Here is a 20,511-nt window from a genome sequence, read left to right as displayed (position 1 = left end):
TCTATTGAAAAGAAAATACCAAATAATAGTGTTTGTATTGTTGTTTCTTTCTGCCTGTAATAAGAAAAAAACTTCAGATGAAATATCTTCAGCGCAAGATAGTCTTCCTGTTTATCTAACATTAGCTAATGATATTAATTTAAATTATAACCTTAAACAAGAAAATGCAAAAAAAGCACTTTCGATTATTATGAGTCAGCAAAATGACTCTCTAAATAGGGTTAATTTATTTAAAATTGCTAATAGATATTATAATATGAATGATTTTAAATCATACAATCAAATATCAAAATTAGTTTTAGATAGATCGATAATTGCAAAAGATTCTATAAGTATTGCAAAAGCCTATTCCTATTTAGGAGATTATTATAGTTCTAAGATGGTTTCAGACAGTGCTTTTAGAAGTTACTTTAAAGCTCAAAAAATTTATACTCAAATTAATGACGATTCTAATCTGGCAAAAACCCTAATAAGTAAAGCTACGCTTCAATTTAATGAAGGTGATTTTTTTGAAAGCGAAATAGCAGTATTTAAGGCTTTGGAGATATTGAATCGTCAAAAAAATGTAAATGATAAGCTTTATGAATGTTATAACCTGCTCGGAATTCTTTATAATGAAAGAGAAGAATTTGATAAGGCTCTCGAATACCAGCGTAAAGCATTAAATACATTAGATGATAAATCAATTCCTTTAGATCTTCAATTAAAAGCAACATCTTTAAATAATATAGGATTCATTTATATAAATAAAAATGACTATAAAAAAGCTATACCTTATTTTCAAAGAGGATTAGAAGAAAAAAATCTATTTAAAGAAAAGACGAATTTATATGCGATGTTATTAGATAACTTAGGATATGCTAAATTCAAAGCTGGAAGAACGGATGGACTGCCGGGCGATTTTTATAGATCTTTAAAAATTAGAGACAGCTTAGGATTAAAAGTGACATTGATTGCCAATCAAATTCATTTGTCTGAGTATTATGCTTCTAAGAAAGATACTTTTAAAGCAATACAATTTGCAAAACAAGCTTTATTAGTTTCTCGCTCTTCTGAAAAATTAAATAATACCTTGGGAGCTTTAAAGCAAATTGCGATTGTTGATCCTGAAAACGCATCAAAATATTCAAAAGAGTACATTCAATTGAATGATAAAATGCTCAAAGCAGAACGGAAAATGGGAGAAAAATTCTCTCGAATCGAGTACGAAACCAACGAAATAAAAGATCAAAATTCCAATCTTCAGGAAAAAAATAAAACTTTGGTTTATGTTTTTAGTATTTGTACATTGCTCGGATTGTTTTTTTATGTTTATAAAACCCAGCAGGCTAAAAATCGTGAGCTCCTTTTTAAACAACAACAGCAGATTGCAAATGAAGACATCTACAATATGATGATTTCACAGCAAAATGAAATTGAATTAACAAGGATCAAGGAAAAGAAAAAAGTTGCGCAAGACCTGCATGATGGAGTTTTGGGACGAATGTTTGGTATTAGAATTAGTTTGGACAGTCTGGATAAGGTTGATGAAGCCGAAGCGACTTCTAAAAGAAAAAAGTATTTAGCCGAGCTTAAAAGTATTGAACAGGATATTCGTGAAATTTCTCACGATTTAAATAGAGAAAAATCGGAATTGATTAATAATTTTATTGTTATTCTTGGAAAACTATTTGAAGACCAAAGAAATACATATAGTTCAAAATTAATTACTTCTTTTGATCCCGATGTTAAATGGGAATTAATTAGTAATATTGTCAAGATCAATTTATATCGGATTATTCAAGAAGGACTTCAAAACTGTAATAAATATGCACAAGCAGATATTATTAAAGTGGAGTTTAAAAATGAAGATGATATTTTGATCCTGACTATCGAAGATGACGGAATAGGATTTAATACCAGCAGAACCAAAAACGGAATTGGTTTGCATAATATTGAATATAGAGCGACAGAATGTAAGGGTACAGTTACTATAAAATCTGCCAAAGATGAGGGGACAATCCTCATTATAAAAATCCCAATAGATCCCAATAATAACCTGCAAAATAATGAACTTTGATTTAACAGCTCCAGTTCCGCAATTAGTTAAAAAGAATATTCTGATAGTAGATGATCATCCATTTATTATTGAAGGGTATAAAAATGCGATAACTCGGTATAAGCCAAAACAATATGAATTTTTTATTTCACAAGCACATGATTGCAGATCTGCTTATGATATAATTGAAAATGACAACACACCTGTATTTGATATTGCTTTTTTAGATATCAGTATGCCTCCGTACGAAGAAAAAGAGATTTTTTCGGGTGAAGATTTGGCGAAATTACTTTCAGTAAAAATGCCTTCTTGCAAGATCGTTCTGCTTACTATGTATACAGAACTTCTAAAAATAAAAACAATAATCCGAACGATTCAGCCAAATGGTTTGATCATTAAAAATGACCTGACTTTTGAAGAACTGCTTCTGGCTTTTGATAAAGTAATGAAAAGCGAAAAATATTACAGCCAGTCTGTAGTTAAAATGCTGAACCAATCTACCCACAATGCAATTGAAATAGATCAATATGATAAACAGATATTAGTTCATTTATCAAAAGGAATAGCGGGCAGTGAGATGCTTCAAAATATTCCAATTTCCTTAAATGCAATTGAAAAAAGAAAGAAACACCTGAAAGAACTGCTAAAAATTAGAAGCGGTTCTGACGAAGATTTGCTTAAAGAAGCAAAAAGTAAAGGGCTTTTTTAAAAAATGAAATCCCAAAAATGAAAATTCCAAATTCCAATACGTTAATCGATATTGGAATTTGGAATTTTTTATTTGGAATTTTTCAAAAAAAATTATTCTGTCAAAGCATCCCATCCACGTGCTTTTAAAGCAATTTTTGTGTTGGCACGAGTTACAAGATGGATTCCTTCATTTTCTTCGGCCATGTGTCCGATAACGGAGAAATTTGGGTTTCCTTTTATTTTGTCAAAATCATTAATATCAATTGTAAATAAAAGTTCATAATCCTCGCCTCCATTTATGGCAACAGTTGTACTGTCGATATTAAATTCTTCGCAAGTCGAAATAAATTGCGGATCCAATGGAAGTTTATCTTCGTATAAATTACAACCTACTTTTGACTGCTTACAGATATGAATGATCTCAGATGAAAGTCCGTCTGAAATATCAATCATTGCAGTTGGTTTAATATCTAAAGCATGAAGTAATGCTCGAACATCTTTTCTTGCCTCAGGTTTTAACTGGCGTTCTACTAAATAAGTATACAGATCTAAATCGGGCTGATTATTTGGATTAACTTGGAAAACTTGTTTTTCGCGCTCCAAAACCTGCAGTCCCATATAAGCCGCACCAAGATCACCCGTTACAACTAATAAGTCGGTTTGTTTGGCTCCATTTCGGTAAACCAATTCATCTTCGTCTGCTTCTCCAATTGCAGTTATGCTGATAATTAAACCTTTTTGAGATGAGGTTGTGTCACCGCCAATTACGTCAACTTTATATTCTTTTGCGGCATGCGTAATTCCACCAAACAATTCTTCTAAAGCTTCAAGAGGAAAACGATTTGAAACCGCTACCGAAACTGTAATTTGTGTCGGTCTTGCATTCATGGCGCAAATATCAGATATATTTACCACAACAGATTTATATCCTAAATGCTTTAAAGGCATATAAGCCAAATCAAAATGAACTCCTTCTATTAATAAATCAGTAGAAACTACTACTTTTTTATCTTTAAAATCAAGAACAGCAACATCATCACCAATACTTTTTAATGTTGATTCTTGAGTAACATCAAAATTTTTGGTTAAATGTTCAATTAAGCCAAATTCGCCCAATTGCGCTAAACTAGTTCTTTGTTGATTTTTATCTTCAATCATTTTTTTAAGGTGCAAAGGTTTTTAAGGTGCAAAGGTACAAAGGTTTTTTTAAAGATGCTAAGATTCTGAGATGCTAAGATTTTAATTTTTTTTTAGACGTTTATTTTGTAGAGACGCACACTGCGGTGCGTCTTTGCACAGTATTTACAAATAATTATCGTTTCATGCTAAAATGAGATCTGAATTCCTGAATTATGCCATTTTGGGTATAAGTAACCCGAAACCAGTAGTCTGAAGAAGGAAGCGGACTTCCATCAAAATTACCATCCCAGCCAGCACCAGAGGGCTTAATCATTTTTAGTAATTTGCCATAACGATCGTAAATAGTGATGACAGCATCAGGCTGATAAGCCAGATCGGGGATATTCCAAGTGTCATTGTAACCATCGTTGTTTGGAGTGAAAAATTTAGGGTACTTCAGCACTTTGGCAAATAAAATAAAATTATCACAATTGGCTTTTATATCTCTTATTGTAATAGCATGTTCTCCAGAGTCAACATTCTTGAATATATTGCTGGTTTGAAAATCGCCATCATCCAGCTGATATTCATAGGTTCCGAAACCATTGGTCAGGTTTACAATGATATCAATATTATCTTCGAATTCATCAGACACAGTTACAGTTGCAATTGCCGGACTTGATTTTTCGACAGTTACAGTAGCTGGATTATAACCGCAGTCGTTACCGACATCTGGTACGTTTTTCACGGGCACAACAGTATAAATTCCTTCCTTAATAGCGGTATAAATAGGACCTGTGCCCACTTTACTTCCGCTAAAATACCACTCGACAGTATAATCTGGTGAATTAATTCCTGAATTCAATTGAGCAGAATGCTGTAAGTTTCCTGTTTGATAATCGACACAAATGACTCCGTTTGGTATAGCGAAATTTTTTAAAGGATAAATAGTAATGTAAAAATCATCCTGAGCAAAACAGCTTGAATTTGTAGTCATGGCAGCTGTAGATATACATTTTTTGACTGGCACTTATTTTCTGCCCTGCTCGCATATTGAGTTCCAGTTGCGTTGGCTTCACTATAATAATTACCGACGGCTAAAGGAGGCAAAGTATAACTTTCGCAAATAGCAACATCAGGAGTGCTGGCCAATACAGGAGTTGGGGAAATGGTAACTGAAAAACTCTTTTCGCTAACGCAGGTTAGACGTGTTCCCACAACAGCATAAACATAAATGGTCTGCGAGGTTTTTAAGATGGTTCCAGCTCGCAATGACGCGACCTTTTCCACCTGGTTGTGCATAATAATTACCCAATTTTAGCGCTGGCAAAGTATAACTGTCACAAACATTTATGTCGCTAAAATTTCCAACATCTATTCCGTTGTAATTAACTTTAAAGAAGGTTTCATTGCTTCGCAGGATGTAAAATCGGCCCATTCATTATAAATGTAAATGGTTTGTGTTGTATTGATAATTGTTCCTTCGGCAAGCTGAGTTCCTGAACCTTTTGGGCCTCCTGCGACGGTGTAATATTTTCCATTTTTAAGTTTTGGAAGTTTGAAATCGTTGCAGGTTACTACATCTGTAAAACTGTCAACCAAAGGAAGAGGTCTGATTTCGACAGTAAAACTATGCTCATTTGTACATTCCGGCCCTACAGAAAAGACATAAATGGTTTGTGTCGAGGTAATGATGTCGCCTGCTTTTAGTCGTGTTCCTCCACCGTTGGTTCTTGTAAAATAGTTACCATTTGTTAAAGGAGGTAAAACATATCGTGCACATTCAAGTCTGTTCGCGGGCGTATCTACCAAGGGCAAGGGTTTTATAGTAATTTCATATTTAAGATTTTCGGTACAATTGGGTGCAGTTGTAGTTGTCGCATAATAATATATGGTTTGTGAATTGGTGATAACAGTTCCTGCTGGAATATTTTTTCCCTGACCACCTGGAGTTTCATAGTAGCCGCCAATAGCAATGGGAGGCAAAGTAAAACTGCCGCATCTTGAAATCGGAACAAAAATTGGAGAATTTACAATGTCAATTTTAAAAGAATTTTCATTGGTACATCTTCCGTCATTGGCAAAAATATATACGGTCTGACTTGAAGTTATTCTGTCTCCTGCATTTAGGGCTCGCCCTAGACCTCCGGATAATGTAAAATAATTTCCGTTTGCCAAAGTTGGTAATGTGTACGAATCGCAGGTTACTACATTTGCAGGTTTATCTACCGCTGGTAAAGGATAAACTGTAAAGGGTACGGCTATGTCACGGCAAACCGCTCCATTTATCACGGCATAATAATAAATAGTCTCACTGGTTGTAAATACTGTTCCAGCGGGAATTGAATTTCCTTGCCCTCCAGACTGGGTAAAGAAACCACCTGCTGGCACAGTTGGAACGATATATTGACCGCAGGCCTCTTTTTTAAAACCAATTTCGTAAATCAGGATTACATTAAAGCTGGTCTCGTTAGTACAGTTGTTTGTTGTTGGTGCTTTGAAAATATAATAAAGACCACCTTTAGAGATAACATCTCCTGCATTTAGTTTAGTTCCTGTTCCATTTGGTCCTGTATGGTATTCGCCATTTGTAATTGGCGGTAATGTATAGCTATTGCAGGCAATAACATTCGGAATAATATCTACTGGCGGCAGTGAATTAATTATGACATTGAAATTAACTGTAGTATAACAAGACGAACTCGAAACATTTTCAATCCTTACCCAAATTGTTTGAGGCGATTGTGAAAAAGAGGTAACAAATGCCTTCGGATCAGAAATATTATTTCTGGCACTGTTAGCATCTATTTCGCTGTTGTAGTATCTGATTTTATATTCTGACGAATTTAATCCATTTAGTATAATGGTTTCCTGGACAGTTAAATCAACGGATACATTATTAGAAATATTACAAGCAGTTAAGTCTGGTGGTTTTACAACATTGATGGGATTAGTTATCAATAAATTAAATGAAATTAAATTGGCACAAAAAAAGGTTTTATCATAAACAGGTACCACTTTTATATATATGGTTTGGTTTCCGGAACTTGTATAAGATGTTAATTGATTTTCGGGTATCATGGGGCCATTTGCATTGGCTGAATCTAAGGAATCAAAATAATAAACAGCATATTTAGTTGGATCGATTCCTAGTGCAGTTACATTATTCTGAGTTAAATCATATTGATAAGTGCCAGTTGTGCTGTAACAGGCAGTTAAGTTTTTGGGAGATGTAATAACCAGTTCTTTAATTACAACTTCGTCTTTAACCACACAGCCAGAAAGTGTTGCTGTAACTCCGTAAGTTCCGGCTTTATCGACTGTTAAAGAATTAGTGGTTTCATTTGGAATTACTGCTCCATTTAATGTCCATACATAACTGAAATTACCAACAAGATCAGATTTAAGGGTGATTTTTTTCGCCTTGGCAAATGGTTCTGTCGGGGCCTAAATCCATAGTGGTCATAAAACTGCCTCCTTTTATGAAAACTGCCGAATCATAATTGCTGTCGTTGTAATCCCCAATAGCCAGTTTTATACGATAAGTCCTATTTGGAATCACCGTTGAAGCGAGCAGTTAAAACTTTGGTTTCTCCTCTCATATTGATGGGTGACTGAGAGGGGTTCGCAACATTATAACGGTCAAATAAATTAGCATTGGCAGATAAACAAGACGAATTATATTGTTGATCTCTAATGTTCTTGACCGAAACAGGTGTATTTGTTCCTGGAAGTACGGCGAGATTTGTTGAAATTCCCGTTGTTAAATCGGTCAATATGAAAGCAAAAACATCACTGAATCCACATTGAAATTCACCATATTCATTCGAAGCAAAAAGAAAATCAAAGCTAAAATTGCTTGATAATGGTGTAAAATCAAATTGAATAAAACTGACGTCTGTAACGGGTACAACTTGTCCGTTATTATCACTGATAACCTGCAGATCACTATCAGCGAGCATTGTTCAATTGACTGCTTTCGTTGTTGCCGGTATATGACCCTTCAGTATATTTGGCGATTCCGTTTCGTATAATGATGCCGCTAGAAATGGGAAAGTTTGGATTGCTGTTTGTGAATTTACCGATACCTTGATATGATGAGAATTTGAAATTACTTTCGTTAGAACAGCCATTCTGCATCAACTCCGAACGTATCAGTTCAGGTATGCCCAAAGATGTAGTGTCGACTATAATTCCTTGTGCTGAAGATATTGCCGAATAAAATAATAAAAGTAGAAATAGAAGAAATTTCATAATTCATTATTTGTTGTAATCTTAAAGTTACGAAATTATTTTTTTTAAATTTTTGATTGTCAGTATTTTATGATTTTATTTCGCTTTTTGAATAAAAATGGATTATAAACTTATTTTTGTTAAAATGTAAAAAAAACACAGGTAAATGGCGAAGAGTATAGAGAATAAGTCGTTTATAGAAAGAAGAATTTAGTTGTTTTAGTGTGGCTAAAGAATGAATAATAAAATATTTCGTAAAATTATTTTCCTGCTGACAAACTGTTGTCACCAGCCCAATTTACTTTTGAAGTATTAAAAATATTTAAACTTTAAAACCATGAAAACATTAGAAGCACAAGTTATTACTTCAGAAGATTTATTAAAACACTGGCAGGGGCACAGAACCCTGACTCGTCGTTTAATTGAAATTTTTCCTGAAAAAGATTTCTTCGAATTTTCAATAGGAGGGATGCGTCCTTTCGCAAAATTGGTTGATGAACTTTTAGCGATTGCAGTTCCAGGACTTAAGGGAATTGTAACGAAACAAACCGAAGCATTTTCGGAAGGAGGAGAAAAATTGATTTTTAAAGCGCAGTATCTTGAAAAATGGGATGAAGCTACAGAAGAAATTAATAAATACTGGGAGCAGTTATCGGTTGAAGATTTCAGCGAAACATTCAATCTTTTTGGGCAATATGAATTTCCTGTAATTCAGAATATTTTATATTTTATTGATAACGAAGTACATCATCGCGGACAAGCTTATGTGTATTTAAGAGCTTTAAATATCGAACCTCCATTTTTCTGGGAAAGATAAATCTCAGAAAAATAAATAAAAAAACTCCCAAAGATCGAATCTAATTCTCTTTGGGAGTTTTTTTTATAAAAGTCTTTTTTTATTAATCTCGAGCAGATTCAATACTTTTTCCTTTAGTATTTCTGGTTCCAGAATTTTGGCATAATCTCCAAACATAAGAAACCATCTCGGGAAACCGCTTTCTATATCTCGGCACATAAAAGTCATTTCTATTTGATCGCCAATTTCTTTTTCTGAAACAAAACCATGATATTTTCTTTCGTACGCCAAATAGCGCGCTATTTTCTTTTCAATCAAAATACGGACTTTAGTTGTCGTGCAGGTTTCTGTTTTATTTAAATACGTTTCTAATGCATCATGTTCGATTGTAAAATCAAGTTCCGTCTTTTTAATTTCGTGAATACGATCCGTTCTAAACTGACGATAATCTTTTCGCAAATGACAATAACCTAGAAAATACCAATTATTATTGTCATGAAAAACCCCAACAGGTTCCAGATTTCGGCGCGTTGTTTCGTCCTTATCATAAGTTTTATAGGTCAAAAGAATCTGCTTCTTTTCGGCAATACTTTCAAACAAAACAGCTAAAGTGTTTGGAGAATTATCATTAAACATTGGCTCTGCCGTCTGCATAACCACTCTCGATTCAATATTCGAAAGCCAGTCTTTGTCTGTACTTCTTAAAACCGATTTGAGTTTGTACATCGCAGATGCGTAATGCGTTCCCAAAGAAGGATCAGTAAATTTTTGCATCAGCTTTTCAGCGAGCAATAAAACTGCTTATTTCTTCTCGTGTAAACATTACGGGCGGAAGTCTGTAGCCTTCCATTAAAGCATAACCAACTCCTGCTTCACTATAAATAGGAACGCCAGAAGCTTCGAGCGTTCTAATATCCCTGTAAATAGTTCGTAAACTGCAGTCGAAACGATCTGCCAATTCTTGTGCTTTTACAATCTTTTTAGATTGCAATTGAATAAGAATCGCAACAATTCGGTCAAATCGTTTGGGAGTTTCGTCAGGCATTTTTTCTTTTAGCTTCAAAAGTTCAGATGCTCAAAGTTACAAAGGTTTAATCTTTATAGAAATAAAAAAGGTGTTCCAAATTGAAACAGCTTTTACTTTATAAGTCGAATTAATTTAAACATTTTTCGCATCTTTACAGAATTATAGTATTAAATTTTAGAATATAGAATGAAACTTCCTTTTGAGCCAGTTATTTTTGGTTATGAAATCAATATCCATTTACTTTTAGAATATCTGGCATTTTTTTTAGGATATCGATATTATGTTTTTTTGAGAAAAAGAACGAACGATACTATTGTTTCTTCCAACAGATTATCAATCATATTGGGAGCCGCAATTGGGGCTTTTTTGGGTTCTAGAATTATGGGTTTTTTGGAAAATCCTGTTTTTCATCTTGATGAAACATCGATTTTAGAACTCTTCAATGCGAAGACCATTATGGGGGGATTGTTTGGAGGGCTTTTGGGCGTTGAAATTGCTAAGAAGGTGATAGGAGAAAAAGAATCATCGGGAGATTTATTTACCTTTCCGATTATTCTGGGAATTTTTATAGGAAGAACTGGTTGTTTTTTATCTGGAACCAATGAGTTTACATATGGAAAAGAAACGGCCTTTTTTACGGGTATGAATCTTGGCGACAATATTATGAGGCATCCAATTGCCTTGTACGAATTAATTTTTCTGATCATTTTATTTTTTGTTCTGAAGAAATTAAAAAATAGAAATAAAAAAAACGGACTTATATTTCAGTATTTTATGATCGCCTATTTTGCATTTCGCTTTTTTTGTAGAATTTCTGAAACCCAATTATTTCCTGATTTTTGGAATAAGTTCGATTCAGATTTTATGCTTGATTTGTCTGCTCTATTATAACAAAACAATTTTAAATTTATTTGTAAAAAATGCCAGTTAGAAAATATACTTATTATGACTTTACATTAAGCCTTTGCCCAGAATGCTTAAAAAGAATTGATGCTAAAATTGTTTTTGAAGACGAGAATGTCTACATGCTTAAAAGATGTCCGGAACACGGGAGTTCTAAGGTTTTGATTGCTGACGATATTGAGTATTACAAGAATATCCGAAACTACAATAAACCATCCGAGATGCCGTATACTTTTAATACAAAAACGCACTATGGCTGTCCGTACGATTGTGGTTTATGTCCAGATCATGAACAGCATTCTTGCCTTACAGTTGTTGAGGTTACAGATCGATGTAATCTGACATGTCCGACTTGTTATGCTGGTTCATCGCCTAGTTATGGCAGACACCGAACTCTTGAAGAAATAAAAGCAATGCTCGATACGGTTGTTAAAAACGAAAAAGAACCTGATGTAGTTCAGATTAGTGGTGGAGAACCAACCATACATCCTGAGTTCTTTGAAATTTTGGATTACGCAAAATCAGTTCCGATAAAGCATTTAATGCTAAACACAAACGGAATTAAAATTGCAAAAGATAAAGAATTCGTTAAGAGGTTAAAAAGCTATTCTCCAGATTTTGAAATCTATCTTCAGTTTGATTCTTTTGAAGATAGTGTATTACAGGAATTGCGTGGAGCCGATTTAAGCGAAATACGAAAACAGGCTTTAGAAAATCTAAATGAAGTTAATTTGTCAACCACTTTGGTTGTTACACTTCAGAAAGGATTAAACGATAATGAAATAGGTAAAATTATTGAATTTGCACTAAAGCAAAAGTGCGTTCGAGGTGTGACATTTCAGCCGACTCAAATAGCGGGTAGATTGGAGAACTTTAACTTAGAAACAGATCGCATGACTTTAACAGAAGTAAGAAGAAAAAATTCTGGAGCAAACTACCGTTTTCAATTCAGATGATTTACTTCCTGTTCCTTGTAATCCTGACGCTTTAGTAATGGGTTATGCGTTGAAGTTAGGAGATGAAGTTTTTCCGTTAACACGATATATTAATCCAAATGATTTATTGGACAATAGTAAAAACACTATTATTTATGAGCAGGATGAAGTGCTTCGAGGTAAAATGATAGATTTGTTTAGCACAGGAAATTCTGTAGAAGTAGCACAAGAAAACTTGAAATCGATATTATGCTGTCTTCCTAATATTGATGCACCAGAATTAGGATATGACAATCTGTTTAGAATTATTATAATGCAGTTTATTGATGCCTATAATTTTGATGTGAGGGCAATAAAAAAATCATGTGTACATATTGTCAATAAGGATAATAAAATAATTCCTTTTGAAACCATGAATTTGTTTTATAGAGATGATAAAGTAAAAAGATTAGAAGAATTAAGAACTAACATATAAGAATATGACAGGGTTAGAAGTAGGTAATTTGGGTGGTTTAGTCGCATTTTTTATAGCGATTATGGTTGGTCCGCCAATTTTAATGGCTATCATTGGTTTTGCAATTAAGAAAAATAGCCCCAATGCGACAAAGGTTTGTTTTATTATAGGAGCCCTATATCTGATTATTGGATTAGGAATATGCGGAACGCTTTTATCATAAGAAAAATCCAAACAAATAAAATTATTTGGGAATAAAAAAGCTGTCCCAAATTGAGACAGCTTTTTTATAAATAAATCGGAGAACGATTTAGAATCTATACAAAAGACCAAATTGCGGTTGATCGAAGATATTTTCAAATAAATTAATATTTAATTGGAAAGTATCAGATGATGGTCCGTCTTCTGGAGAAACACTGTTGTAAGACAGCATATTTGCTAATACAAAAGTTACAGCAATGTTTTTAGTAACAAAATAGTTTAATCCCACAGTAATATCAGCAGTTAAACTGTTATCAGTATCACTTCCAACATTTGGAATATCAGTTTTGTTTCTTCCAAACCCTAAACCAGCTTCCGCATAAGTTTTTAAACGTTTTTTGTCCAATTCTAAGAAATAGTAACGAGCAAAAGCACCAACTCCAAAAACATTAGTTTCTACTTGCGTAGTTTCTACTTTATTGCTTGCATAATTTAGTTTAGCTCCTACTGCAAATTTATCATTTAGTAAATAGCCAAACTTTGGGCTAAAGCCGTAATAGTCAGCATCACCACCTGTGCTAATTTTGATTGAACCTTCAAGAAACATATCACCGCTTTGAAAAGTTACGCCTTTTGCTGAGTTCATTTCCGAATCAACTTCTTCTTGTTGTGCGTTAGCAAATGAGAAAGTTAACATCGATAAAAGAATAAAAAATTTAGTTTTCATAATAATAATTTTAAGTTGTAAGATTAAAGTTATATTTAAAAATCTAGAAATTTTAGAATCTAAATCGAATGCATCAACAATGAATCAATTGAGTTAAAAAACATACAATTTTATAAGTATTTACTTGTTTAATTATGATGTTAAATTTAAGTTTTAAGGTATAAAGCCAAGTGTTTATTGAGAACTAATTCTTAAAAAAATAAAAAACCCAATAACTTTCGTTATCGGGTTTTAATCTATATTTTGGGTTCTTTATTCTATTTTCTAAAAAACTTAATCATTCAATTTCAAAACAGCCATAAAAGCTTCTTGCGGAATCTCAACGTTTCCTACTTGACGCATACGTTTTTTACCTTTTTTCTGTTTTTCCAGCAATTTACGCTTACGCGAAATATCTCCACCGTAACATTTTGCGGTAACGTCTTTACGAAGAGCTTTAATCGTTTCACGAGCGATAATTTTTGCTCCAATTGCGACTTGAATCGGAATGTCAAATTGTTGTCTTGGGATTAACTCGCGTAATTTCTCGGTCATTTTTTTACCAATATTGTAGGCGTTATCTTCGTGAATTAAGGCTGAAAGTGCATCAACTGTTTGAGCATTTAAAAGCACATCCAGTTTTACTAATTTCGAAGTTCTCATTCCAATTGGAGAGTAATCAAAAGAAGCATAACCTTTAGAAACCGTTTTTAGACGATCGTAAAAGTCAAATACAATTTCTGCTAAAGGCATATCAAAATTCAATTCAACACGCTCCGTTGTCAAATACGTTTGATTGGTAATTTGTCCACGTTTTTCGATACATAAACTCATTACGTTTCCTACGAAATCAGCTTTTGTAATAATAGTAGCTTTAATAAAAGGTTCTTCAACTCTATCTAAACGAGAAGGTTCAGGTAAGTCAGAAGGATTGTTTACCACAAATGCAGTTTCAGGGTCTTTTTTGGTGTAAGCCAAATACGAAACGTTAGGAACCGTAGTAATTACAGTCATGTCAAACTCACGCTCTAAACGTTCCTGAATAATTTCCATATGTAGCATTCCTAAGAAGCCGCATCGGAAACCAAATCCTAACAGCCGCAGAACTTTCTGGCGTAAAAACTAAAGATGCATCATTCAATTGCAATTTTTCCATAGAAGAACGCAAATCTTCATAATCTTCCGTATCAACTGGATAAATTCCAGCAAATACCATTGGTTTTACATCCTCAAAACCAGTAATCATATTCGTTGTCGGCGTTTTGGCATCGGTTAGAGTATCTCCAACTTTTACTTCTTTTGCTTCTTTAATTCCAGAAATCAAGTATCCAACATCTCCGCTGGAAATTACGTTTTTCGGAACTTGGTTTAATTTTAAAGTTCCAATTTCGTCAGCAAAATATTCATTGCCAGTAGCCATGAATTTAATTTTCTGACCTTTTTTGATTTCACCATTTACAACTCTAAATATTACTTCGATTCCACGAAACGGATTGTAAACCGAGTCAAAAATCAAAGCTTGTAATGGTTCGTCTGGGTTTCCTTTTGGAGCAGGAATTTTTTCGATAATAGCGGCAAGAATGTTCTCAACACCAAAACCTGTTTTTCCAGAGGCATGAATAATATCTTCTAATTTACAACCTAATAAATCGATAATATCATCACTAACTTCTTCTGGGTTCGCGCTTGGTAAATCGACTTTATTCAAAACCGGAATGATTTCTAAGTCGTTTTCAAGAGCTAAATATAAGTTTGAAATCGTTTGTGCCTGAATACTTTGTGCGACATCTACAATCAATAAAGCTCCTTCGCAGGCGACAATAGATCTAGAAACTTCATACGAAAAATCTACGTGGCCTGGAGTATCAATTAAATTCAGGATGTATTCTTCACCTTTATAAGTGTATTCCATCTGAATGGCATGACTTTTAATGGTAATACCACGCTCACGTTCCAGGTCCATGTTGTCAAGCAATTGCGCTTTTTCTTCACGAGCTGTAACGGTTTGTGTTGCGCCTAATAATCTGTCCGCCAATGTACTTTTACCGTGGTCAATGTGTGCAATAATGCAAAAGTTACGTATCTTCTTCATTTTTATATATCAGTTCTCTAAACGAGTTTAAGTATTTTTTGGGTGTAAAATAACGCCAAAGCAATTGCTTTAAAGCATGTTATTAAGGCGCAAAGATAGCGCAAAGTTTTGGATTCTGGAATGTTGATCTACGATAGTTGATCGTTGTGAATTAAAAACAGGTTTAAAATTCAAAATTGACTCCTTTTTCTGTTAATTTCTTATACATTTCTGCATCAAATTTATAAAGTTTAGTCGCTCTGTGCGAAACGTCTTTTTGCTTTTCATCCAGTGCTGTCAGCAATTTCATGTGGAGAATTTTTCGTCTGAAATTGGATTTGTCCAATTCGATTCCTAAAATTTCTTCGTACAAATGCATTAGCTGTAAAAGGGTGAATTTTTCTGGTAATAAATTGAAACCAATTGGTGCCTGACGGACTCTGTTTCGCAATTGCAATAAACTGAAATCCAGAATTTCGTTATGGTCAAAAATCAAATCCGGAATCTCATTTATTTTATACCATTTTGCTTCGATAACTCGTAAACTGGCTTTAATATTATAGTCTTCTCTGTTGACCAAAGTGTAATAACCAATAGTAACCACACGTCTTTCAAGAACACGATTCGGATTTGTAAAAGCTTTTAACTGCTCCAAATAAATGTTTTCAAGACCCGTAAGTTCTTGTAAAATGCGCTGAGCGACATCATCGGCACTTTCGTCTATTTGAAGCCATCCGCCAAGAAGTCCCCATTTACCTTTACTTTCGCCTTGGGCATGCTTGCACTAAGAGAACTTCGAGACTCTCTTTATTAAATCCGAAGAAAACGCAGTCAATTGTGATTCCGTCTACGGCTGGTTTGTGATAATTAGTAGTTGTTTCTGTCAATTTATTATGTTGTTTCGAAGTGCAAAAGCGTTTTTTTGTTAATTTTTATATGAAAATCAGAATTCGAAATTAAATCCCTTTTCAGTCAATTTTTTATAGATTTCAGGATCAAACTTATACAATTGAGTCGCTCTATGCGATACATCCTGCTGTTTTTCATCTAAAGCGACTAGAAGTTTCATATGGAGAATTTTTCTTCTAAAGTTTGGTTTGTCCATTCCAACACCTAAAATTTCTTCATACAACTGCATCAATTGTAATAAAGTGAATTTTTCTGGAAGCAGATTAAATCCAATTGGTGTTTGACGGACTTTATTTCGAAGATGTTTTAAGCTGTAATTCAGAATTTCATTATGGTCATAAATCAAATCTGGGATATTATTTATTTTGTACCATTTCGCATCCGAAGCTGTAAAACCAGCTTTAATATTGTAATCTTCTCTTTTTACCAATGCATAATAGCCGATTGTAATTACACGTCGCGACGGAAAACGATCTGGATCTCCAAATGCTTTCAGCTGTTCCAGATAAATATTGTCAAGACCCGTAAGTTCGTTCAATAAGCGATGCGCGGCATTGTCTGTACTTTCTTTTTTAAAAATCCATCCCCCTGGAAGACCCCACTTTCCTTTGCTGATACCCTCACCGTCTTGCACCAAAAGTACTTCCAGACTGCCTTTGTCAAAACCAAAAATGACACAGTCAATCGTGATCGCATTCATGGCACTCTGTTCGTTTTTTGAAGCAGTTCTGTCATCTACATTTTCAACCATATTCGAGATAAATTTTGACAAATTAAATAAATAAAATGATTACGAGCCTTCTTAAAAGCTTTATATTTTTTTTAACGAAACAAGATTTTGATAATCAGTGAATTAAAAATGTGCTAAAATATGGCTTAAAACATATCGATTTTTAAATGTCTGATTGTCAATTTTATAAATCGTTGTTTTTTCTATATTTTTTATTTCAATTTCAATTCTCTTTTTACAACATTGATAAAAATGACTTACTATTTATCAGAATTGAAAAAAAATAACCCTAATATTTTGTTAATATAGAAAATTTGTTTTACACTTGTAGTCAAATTTACCATAAGATAAATTCAAATTGACTATAAGTAAAAAAGGCAAAGCTACGACTTAACTTAAACTTACCACAAATGTTTTTTCTAGAAATTGATTTTAAATCGATTTTGATGTTTAAAAAATAGTCGCTTATAGTCTGCAAGTACTAAATGTTGGAAATGAGATTCAGGCCCTCATTTTTGGCATGACCTGCTTGGGAAGTTTTCCAGATTTCTCTTAGGGTAAAAATTACTAACTATAACTTAAACTTAATCAATTCTTATTATGAAAAGCAAAAATTGTATTAAAACAACAAAGCTTCCATATTTTATGGCGGTGCTTGCTTAGCGTATTTATGATGCAGTTTGGATTTGCACAAGAATCCAAAACTGTAAGTGGAACAATCACCTCTTCCGAAGACGGATTTGGAGTTCCTGGAGCAACTGTACTTGTACAGGGAACAAAATCGAGTACTGTTACCGATTTTGATGGAAAATATAAAGTGGAAGCCAAAACAGGCGATGTTTTAGTGATCACTTTCGTGGGATTTAAAACACAAAATATTACGGTTGGCGCTCAAAAATTAGTCAACGTGGTTTTACAGCCAGAAACTTCAGAACTTAAAGAAATTGTAGTAATTGGTTACGGTACTCAAAAGAAGAAAGTTAATACAGTCGCAACTTCTTTGGTATCAGGAAAAGACATTCAGCAAGTTGCGAGTCTTGATGTTGTAAATGCTTTACAAGGACAGGCTTCGGGAGTTTCTGTAACTTCTTCTTCTGGTCAGCCTGGTGCGAATATGGTGGTAAATATTCGTGGTGCAGGTACAGCAGGAAACAGTGATCCTCTTTATGTAGTTGATGGTGTTGTGGTTGATAACGGAATTGGATATCTTGATCCATCTGTTATTGAAAGGGTTGATGTTTTAAAAGATGCTTCTGCGACTTCTATCTACGGAGCAAGAGCGACAAATGGAGTTATCTTGGTTACAACTAAAAAAGGAAAAGACGGTAAAATGAATGTGTCTTTCAGCTCTTATACAGGTTTTCAGCAGATTGCTAAAAAACTGGATTTATTGAATACACAGGAATATACAACAATTATGAACGAAGCTCGTGTAAATTCTGGATATGCTCCATTATACACAAAAGCTCAAATTGCTGGATTTCCAGATACCGATTGGCAGAAAAGTTTATTTAACGAAGGTGCAATCAAACAAAATCACTCGCTTTTAATTACAGGTGGTGACGAAAAATCTACAATTGCTACTGGTTTATCTTACTACGGGCAAGACGGTATGATCGGAGGATCTACAAGTCAGTCTCAATACGATCGTATTACCTTTACAGTAAACTCTACTTCAGAAGTAATTAAAGGATTTTTAAAAATTGGTGAAAACTTCACTTTATCAAACATCAAATCTAGCGGTGTTGCAGATGATGGTATTTACAGCAATGCAATTAGAGCTTTCTTAAATGTCGCGCCAATCGATGCTCCTTACGATGAAAATGGCGGTTTTGCACGTTCAATTATTTCAAACGACGTAACAAATCCTGTTGGATCTTTATACTACAATAACTTCAACCAGACTAAAACAAACCGTTATGTAGGTAATATTTTTGCTGAATTAAAATTTGCCAAAAACTTTACTTTCAGAACTAGTTATGGTGTTGATATGACAGACAGTAATTACCGTTCTTTCAGACCAGTTTATTCTCTTTCTTCAAATGATAATAATACGGTTTCAAGTGTAACTCAAAGTGCTACAAAATCTTTGGGATGGATTTTTGAAAATACACTTCAATATAAATTCAATGTTGGGTCAGCTCATAATTTTGATTTGCTAGCGGGTACTTCTGCTAAAAAGAATACTTCTGATTACATGGAAGGACAAGGTAGAAACTTGATTTTTGATGATTTTGCTCACGCTTATTTAGACAATGCAAAAGACCCAACTTCAAATGTGGTAAAAGGAAATCGTAGAGATTACGCGATTCAATCTTATTTCGGACGTTTATTGTACGATTATGATAATAAATACTTATTCTCAGCGACAGTTCGTCGTGACGGATCTTCAGAATTTGGTCCAGACAACAAATATGCTATTTTCCCTTCATTCTCTGCAGGTTGGAATTTAGACAAAGAAGCTTTCTTTAAAGAAAACAAAGTATTAAATACTTTCAAATTAAGAGCAAGCTGGGGACAAAATGGTAACGATCAATTTGCAAGAAGATTTGCTTACATGTCAGTTGTAAACTCAACAGATAAAACATATCATTTTGGAACAGGTGACGAAACTTTATTAGTAGGTTCAAGTCCTGACCAATTAGCAAACCGTAACTTAAAATGGGAAACTTCAGAGCAGTTAGACTTAGGTTTTGATGCTACTTTGTTTAACAACTTTACTTTAACTTTCGATTATTACGATAAGAAAACTAAAGACTGGTTAGTTTTGGCTTCTATTCCTGCCTATGCTGGAGCAACTGCACCTTACATTAATGGTGGAGACGTGAGCAACAAAGGTTTTGAAATTGGATTGGCTTACCGCACACGTTTCGGAAAAGACTGGAATTTTGGTATCAACGCCAACCTTTCACGCAACCAAAACGAAGTGTTGAGAATTGCAAATAATGAAGGAATCATTCACGGAGAATCTAATGTTTTATTCCAAGGTTTAGACGAAATGAACCGTGTTGAGGTAGGTAAACCAATGGGTTATTTCTACGGTTTAAAAACAGCTGGAATTTTTCAAAATGCTTGCAGAAGTTGCGGCGGGAGTACAGCCTAGTGCAGTTCCTGGAGATGTTCGTTTTGTGGACTTAAACGGTGACGGACAAATTGATGCAAATGATAAAACTCAAATTGGTGATCCAAACCCAGATATTACTTACGGTGTTAATTTAGAATTATCATATAAAGCTTTTGATTTCTCTATTAATACTTACGGTACTGCTGGAGGACAAAACGTTTTTGGAATTCACGATTACACTCGTGCTTACACAAACAACACAACAGATGTTTTAAACAGATGGACAAGCGAAGGAACTTCAAACACAGTTCCAAGAGTAACTTACGGAACAGATGATAATGGTAACTACACTAAATTCTCTGATTTGTATATTCAGGATTCTGATTTCTTCAGAATTAAAAATGCTACAATTGGATGTGATTTGACAAAGTTAACAGACAAGTTAAAATTCTTCTCTAAATTCAGAGTATACGTTGCAGGAAATAACATTTACACATTCACAAAGTACAAAGGAATGGATCCGGAAATTGGTTTTGGAAACGTAAATCAATCTTGGGCTAAAGGAATCGATGTTGGGTATTATCCACAGCCAAGAACCTACATGATGGGTCTAAATGTTAACTTTTAAATTTTGA

At 33.9% G+C, this 20,511-nt stretch carries 14 protein-coding genes and 5 pseudogenes; 8 read left to right on the top strand and 11 right to left on the bottom strand.

Translation table 11 applies throughout. The features are described 5' to 3' along the window. Positions 1 to 4 precede the first annotated feature (4 nt). Both ACZZ95_RS04095 and ACZZ95_RS04090 read left to right on the top strand, forming a co-directional pair. The gene (locus tag ACZZ95_RS04095; RefSeq protein ID WP_463468110.1) at positions 5 to 2,059 is read left to right on the top strand and encodes a tetratricopeptide repeat-containing sensor histidine kinase; all 2,055 of its coding nucleotides are present in this window, start codon (positions 5 to 7) and stop codon (positions 2,057 to 2,059) included. After that, entirely contained in the window at positions 2,049 to 2,747 is a 699-nt protein-coding gene (locus ACZZ95_RS04090) for a response regulator (RefSeq protein ID WP_463468109.1), read from the top strand. Before ACZZ95_RS04095 ends, ACZZ95_RS04090 begins: the two co-directional genes overlap by 11 nt. Positions 2,748 to 2,839: 92 nt before the next feature. On the opposite strand, the gene thiL is transcribed toward ACZZ95_RS04090, so the two are convergent. From thiL to ACZZ95_RS04060, 6 genes and pseudogenes are all read right to left on the bottom strand, one after another. Beyond that, positions 2,840 to 3,886, bottom strand: a complete 1,047-nt coding sequence (thiL, locus tag ACZZ95_RS04085) for a thiamine-phosphate kinase (protein WP_463468108.1) — start codon at positions 3,884 to 3,886, stop codon at positions 2,840 to 2,842. 154 nt (positions 3,887 to 4,040) lie between these two features. Next, positions 4,041 to 4,844 (bottom strand): T9SS type B sorting domain-containing protein, encoded by an 804-nt coding sequence (locus ACZZ95_RS04080; protein WP_463468107.1) that lies wholly within the window; start codon positions 4,842 to 4,844, stop codon positions 4,041 to 4,043. Next, positions 4,841 to 5,149, bottom strand: coding sequence for a hypothetical protein (locus ACZZ95_RS04075; RefSeq protein WP_463468106.1), 309 nt, complete (start codon positions 5,147 to 5,149; stop codon positions 4,841 to 4,843). Before ACZZ95_RS04075 ends, ACZZ95_RS04080 begins: the two co-directional genes overlap by 4 nt. A 72-nt stretch (positions 5,150 to 5,221) precedes the next feature. Then, a complete protein-coding gene (locus ACZZ95_RS04070; protein ID WP_463468105.1) occupies positions 5,222 to 7,120 on the bottom strand; it encodes a hypothetical protein in 1,899 nt (632 codons plus the stop codon). 130 nt (positions 7,121 to 7,250) lie between these two features. After that, positions 7,251 to 7,809: pseudogene (locus ACZZ95_RS04065) on the bottom strand (choice-of-anchor L domain-containing protein). After that, the gene (locus ACZZ95_RS04060) at positions 7,799 to 8,101 is read right to left on the bottom strand and encodes a hypothetical protein (protein WP_463468104.1); all 303 of its coding nucleotides are present in this window, start codon (positions 8,099 to 8,101) and stop codon (positions 7,799 to 7,801) included. The pseudogene ACZZ95_RS04065 and the gene ACZZ95_RS04060 overlap by 11 nt, the downstream one beginning before the upstream one ends. Positions 8,102 to 8,417: 316 nt before the next feature. Between ACZZ95_RS04060 and ACZZ95_RS04055 the strand changes: the two genes are divergently transcribed. Next, positions 8,418 to 8,897: a DinB family protein gene (locus tag ACZZ95_RS04055; RefSeq protein WP_095953827.1), complete on the top strand. Its 480-nt coding sequence runs from the start codon at positions 8,418 to 8,420 to the stop codon at positions 8,895 to 8,897. 63 nt (positions 8,898 to 8,960) lie between these two features. Here the strand turns inward: ACZZ95_RS04055 and ACZZ95_RS04050 are convergent. After that, a pseudogene (locus tag ACZZ95_RS04050) lies at positions 8,961 to 9,921 on the bottom strand (helix-turn-helix transcriptional regulator). A 168-nt stretch (positions 9,922 to 10,089) separates the two neighbouring features. Here ACZZ95_RS04050 and ACZZ95_RS04045 point away from each other — a divergent pair. The 3 genes and pseudogenes from ACZZ95_RS04045 (at position 10,090) to ACZZ95_RS04035 (ending at position 12,418) form a co-directional block, all read left to right on the top strand. Continuing rightward, entirely contained in the window at positions 10,090 to 10,794 is a 705-nt protein-coding gene (locus tag ACZZ95_RS04045; RefSeq protein WP_463468103.1) for a prolipoprotein diacylglyceryl transferase family protein, read from the top strand. A gap of 29 nt (positions 10,795 to 10,823) precedes the next feature. Beyond that, positions 10,824 to 12,216: pseudogene (locus ACZZ95_RS04040) on the top strand (radical SAM protein). Positions 12,217 to 12,220: 4 nt separating this feature from the next. Further along, on the top strand, positions 12,221 to 12,418 hold the full coding sequence (locus ACZZ95_RS04035) for a hypothetical protein (protein ID WP_463468102.1): 198 nt from the start codon (positions 12,221 to 12,223) through the stop codon (positions 12,416 to 12,418). Positions 12,419 to 12,505: 87 nt separating this feature from the next. Here the strand turns inward: ACZZ95_RS04035 and ACZZ95_RS04030 are convergent, their stop codons facing one another. The 4 genes and pseudogenes from ACZZ95_RS04030 to ACZZ95_RS04015 form a co-directional block, all read right to left on the bottom strand. Beyond that, positions 12,506 to 13,123 (bottom strand): outer membrane beta-barrel protein, encoded by a 618-nt coding sequence (locus ACZZ95_RS04030; RefSeq protein ID WP_095953832.1) that lies wholly within the window; start codon positions 13,121 to 13,123, stop codon positions 12,506 to 12,508. A 273-nt stretch (positions 13,124 to 13,396) separates the two neighbouring features. Beyond that, positions 13,397 to 15,194, bottom strand: a pseudogene (lepA, locus tag ACZZ95_RS04025) (translation elongation factor 4). Positions 15,195 to 15,357: 163 nt separating this feature from the next. After that, positions 15,358 to 16,060: pseudogene (locus ACZZ95_RS04020) on the bottom strand (NUDIX hydrolase). Positions 16,061 to 16,116: 56 nt separating this feature from the next. Beyond that, on the bottom strand, positions 16,117 to 16,833 hold the full coding sequence (locus ACZZ95_RS04015; protein WP_463468101.1) for an NUDIX hydrolase: 717 nt from the start codon (positions 16,831 to 16,833) through the stop codon (positions 16,117 to 16,119). Between the two features lie 634 nt (positions 16,834 to 17,467). Here ACZZ95_RS04015 and ACZZ95_RS04010 point away from each other — a divergent pair. Continuing rightward, a complete protein-coding gene (locus ACZZ95_RS04010; protein WP_463468100.1) occupies positions 17,468 to 19,915 on the top strand; it encodes a SusC/RagA family TonB-linked outer membrane protein in 2,448 nt (815 codons plus the stop codon). Beyond that, positions 19,881 to 20,504, top strand: a complete 624-nt coding sequence (locus ACZZ95_RS04005) for a hypothetical protein (RefSeq protein WP_463468099.1) — start codon at positions 19,881 to 19,883, stop codon at positions 20,502 to 20,504. Before ACZZ95_RS04010 ends, ACZZ95_RS04005 begins: the two co-directional genes overlap by 35 nt. The last annotated feature ends 7 nt before the right edge of the window (positions 20,505 to 20,511 follow it).

Source organism: Flavobacterium sp. AC267, assembly GCF_979258715.1.
This window is presented reverse-complemented; position numbering and strand designations above follow the sequence as displayed.

Coding starts and splice junctions, on each gene's coding strand:
- ACZZ95_RS04090 (WP_463468109.1), top strand. CDS start 2,049: ATGAACTTTGATTTAACAGCTCCAGTTCCGCAATTAGTTAAAAAGAAT.
- thiL (WP_463468108.1), bottom strand. CDS start 3,886: ATGATTGAAGATAAAAATCAACAAAGAACTAGTTTAGCGCAATTGGGC.
- ACZZ95_RS04080 (WP_463468107.1), bottom strand. CDS start 4,844: ATGACTACAAATTCAAGCTGTTTTGCTCAGGATGATTTTTACATTACT.
- ACZZ95_RS04075 (WP_463468106.1), bottom strand. CDS start 5,149: ATGCACAACCAGGTGGAAAAGGTCGCGTCATTGCGAGCTGGAACCATC.
- ACZZ95_RS04060 (WP_463468104.1), bottom strand. CDS start 8,101: ATGAAATTTCTTCTATTTCTACTTTTATTATTTTATTCGGCAATATCT.
- ACZZ95_RS04055 (WP_095953827.1), top strand. CDS start 8,418: ATGAAAACATTAGAAGCACAAGTTATTACTTCAGAAGATTTATTAAAA.
- ACZZ95_RS04045 (WP_463468103.1), top strand. CDS start 10,090: ATGAAACTTCCTTTTGAGCCAGTTATTTTTGGTTATGAAATCAATATC.
- ACZZ95_RS04035 (WP_463468102.1), top strand. CDS start 12,221: ATGACAGGGTTAGAAGTAGGTAATTTGGGTGGTTTAGTCGCATTTTTT.
- ACZZ95_RS04030 (WP_095953832.1), bottom strand. CDS start 13,123: ATGAAAACTAAATTTTTTATTCTTTTATCGATGTTAACTTTCTCATTT.
- ACZZ95_RS04015 (WP_463468101.1), bottom strand. CDS start 16,833: ATGGTTGAAAATGTAGATGACAGAACTGCTTCAAAAAACGAACAGAGT.
- ACZZ95_RS04005 (WP_463468099.1), top strand. CDS start 19,881: ATGCTTGCAGAAGTTGCGGCGGGAGTACAGCCTAGTGCAGTTCCTGGA.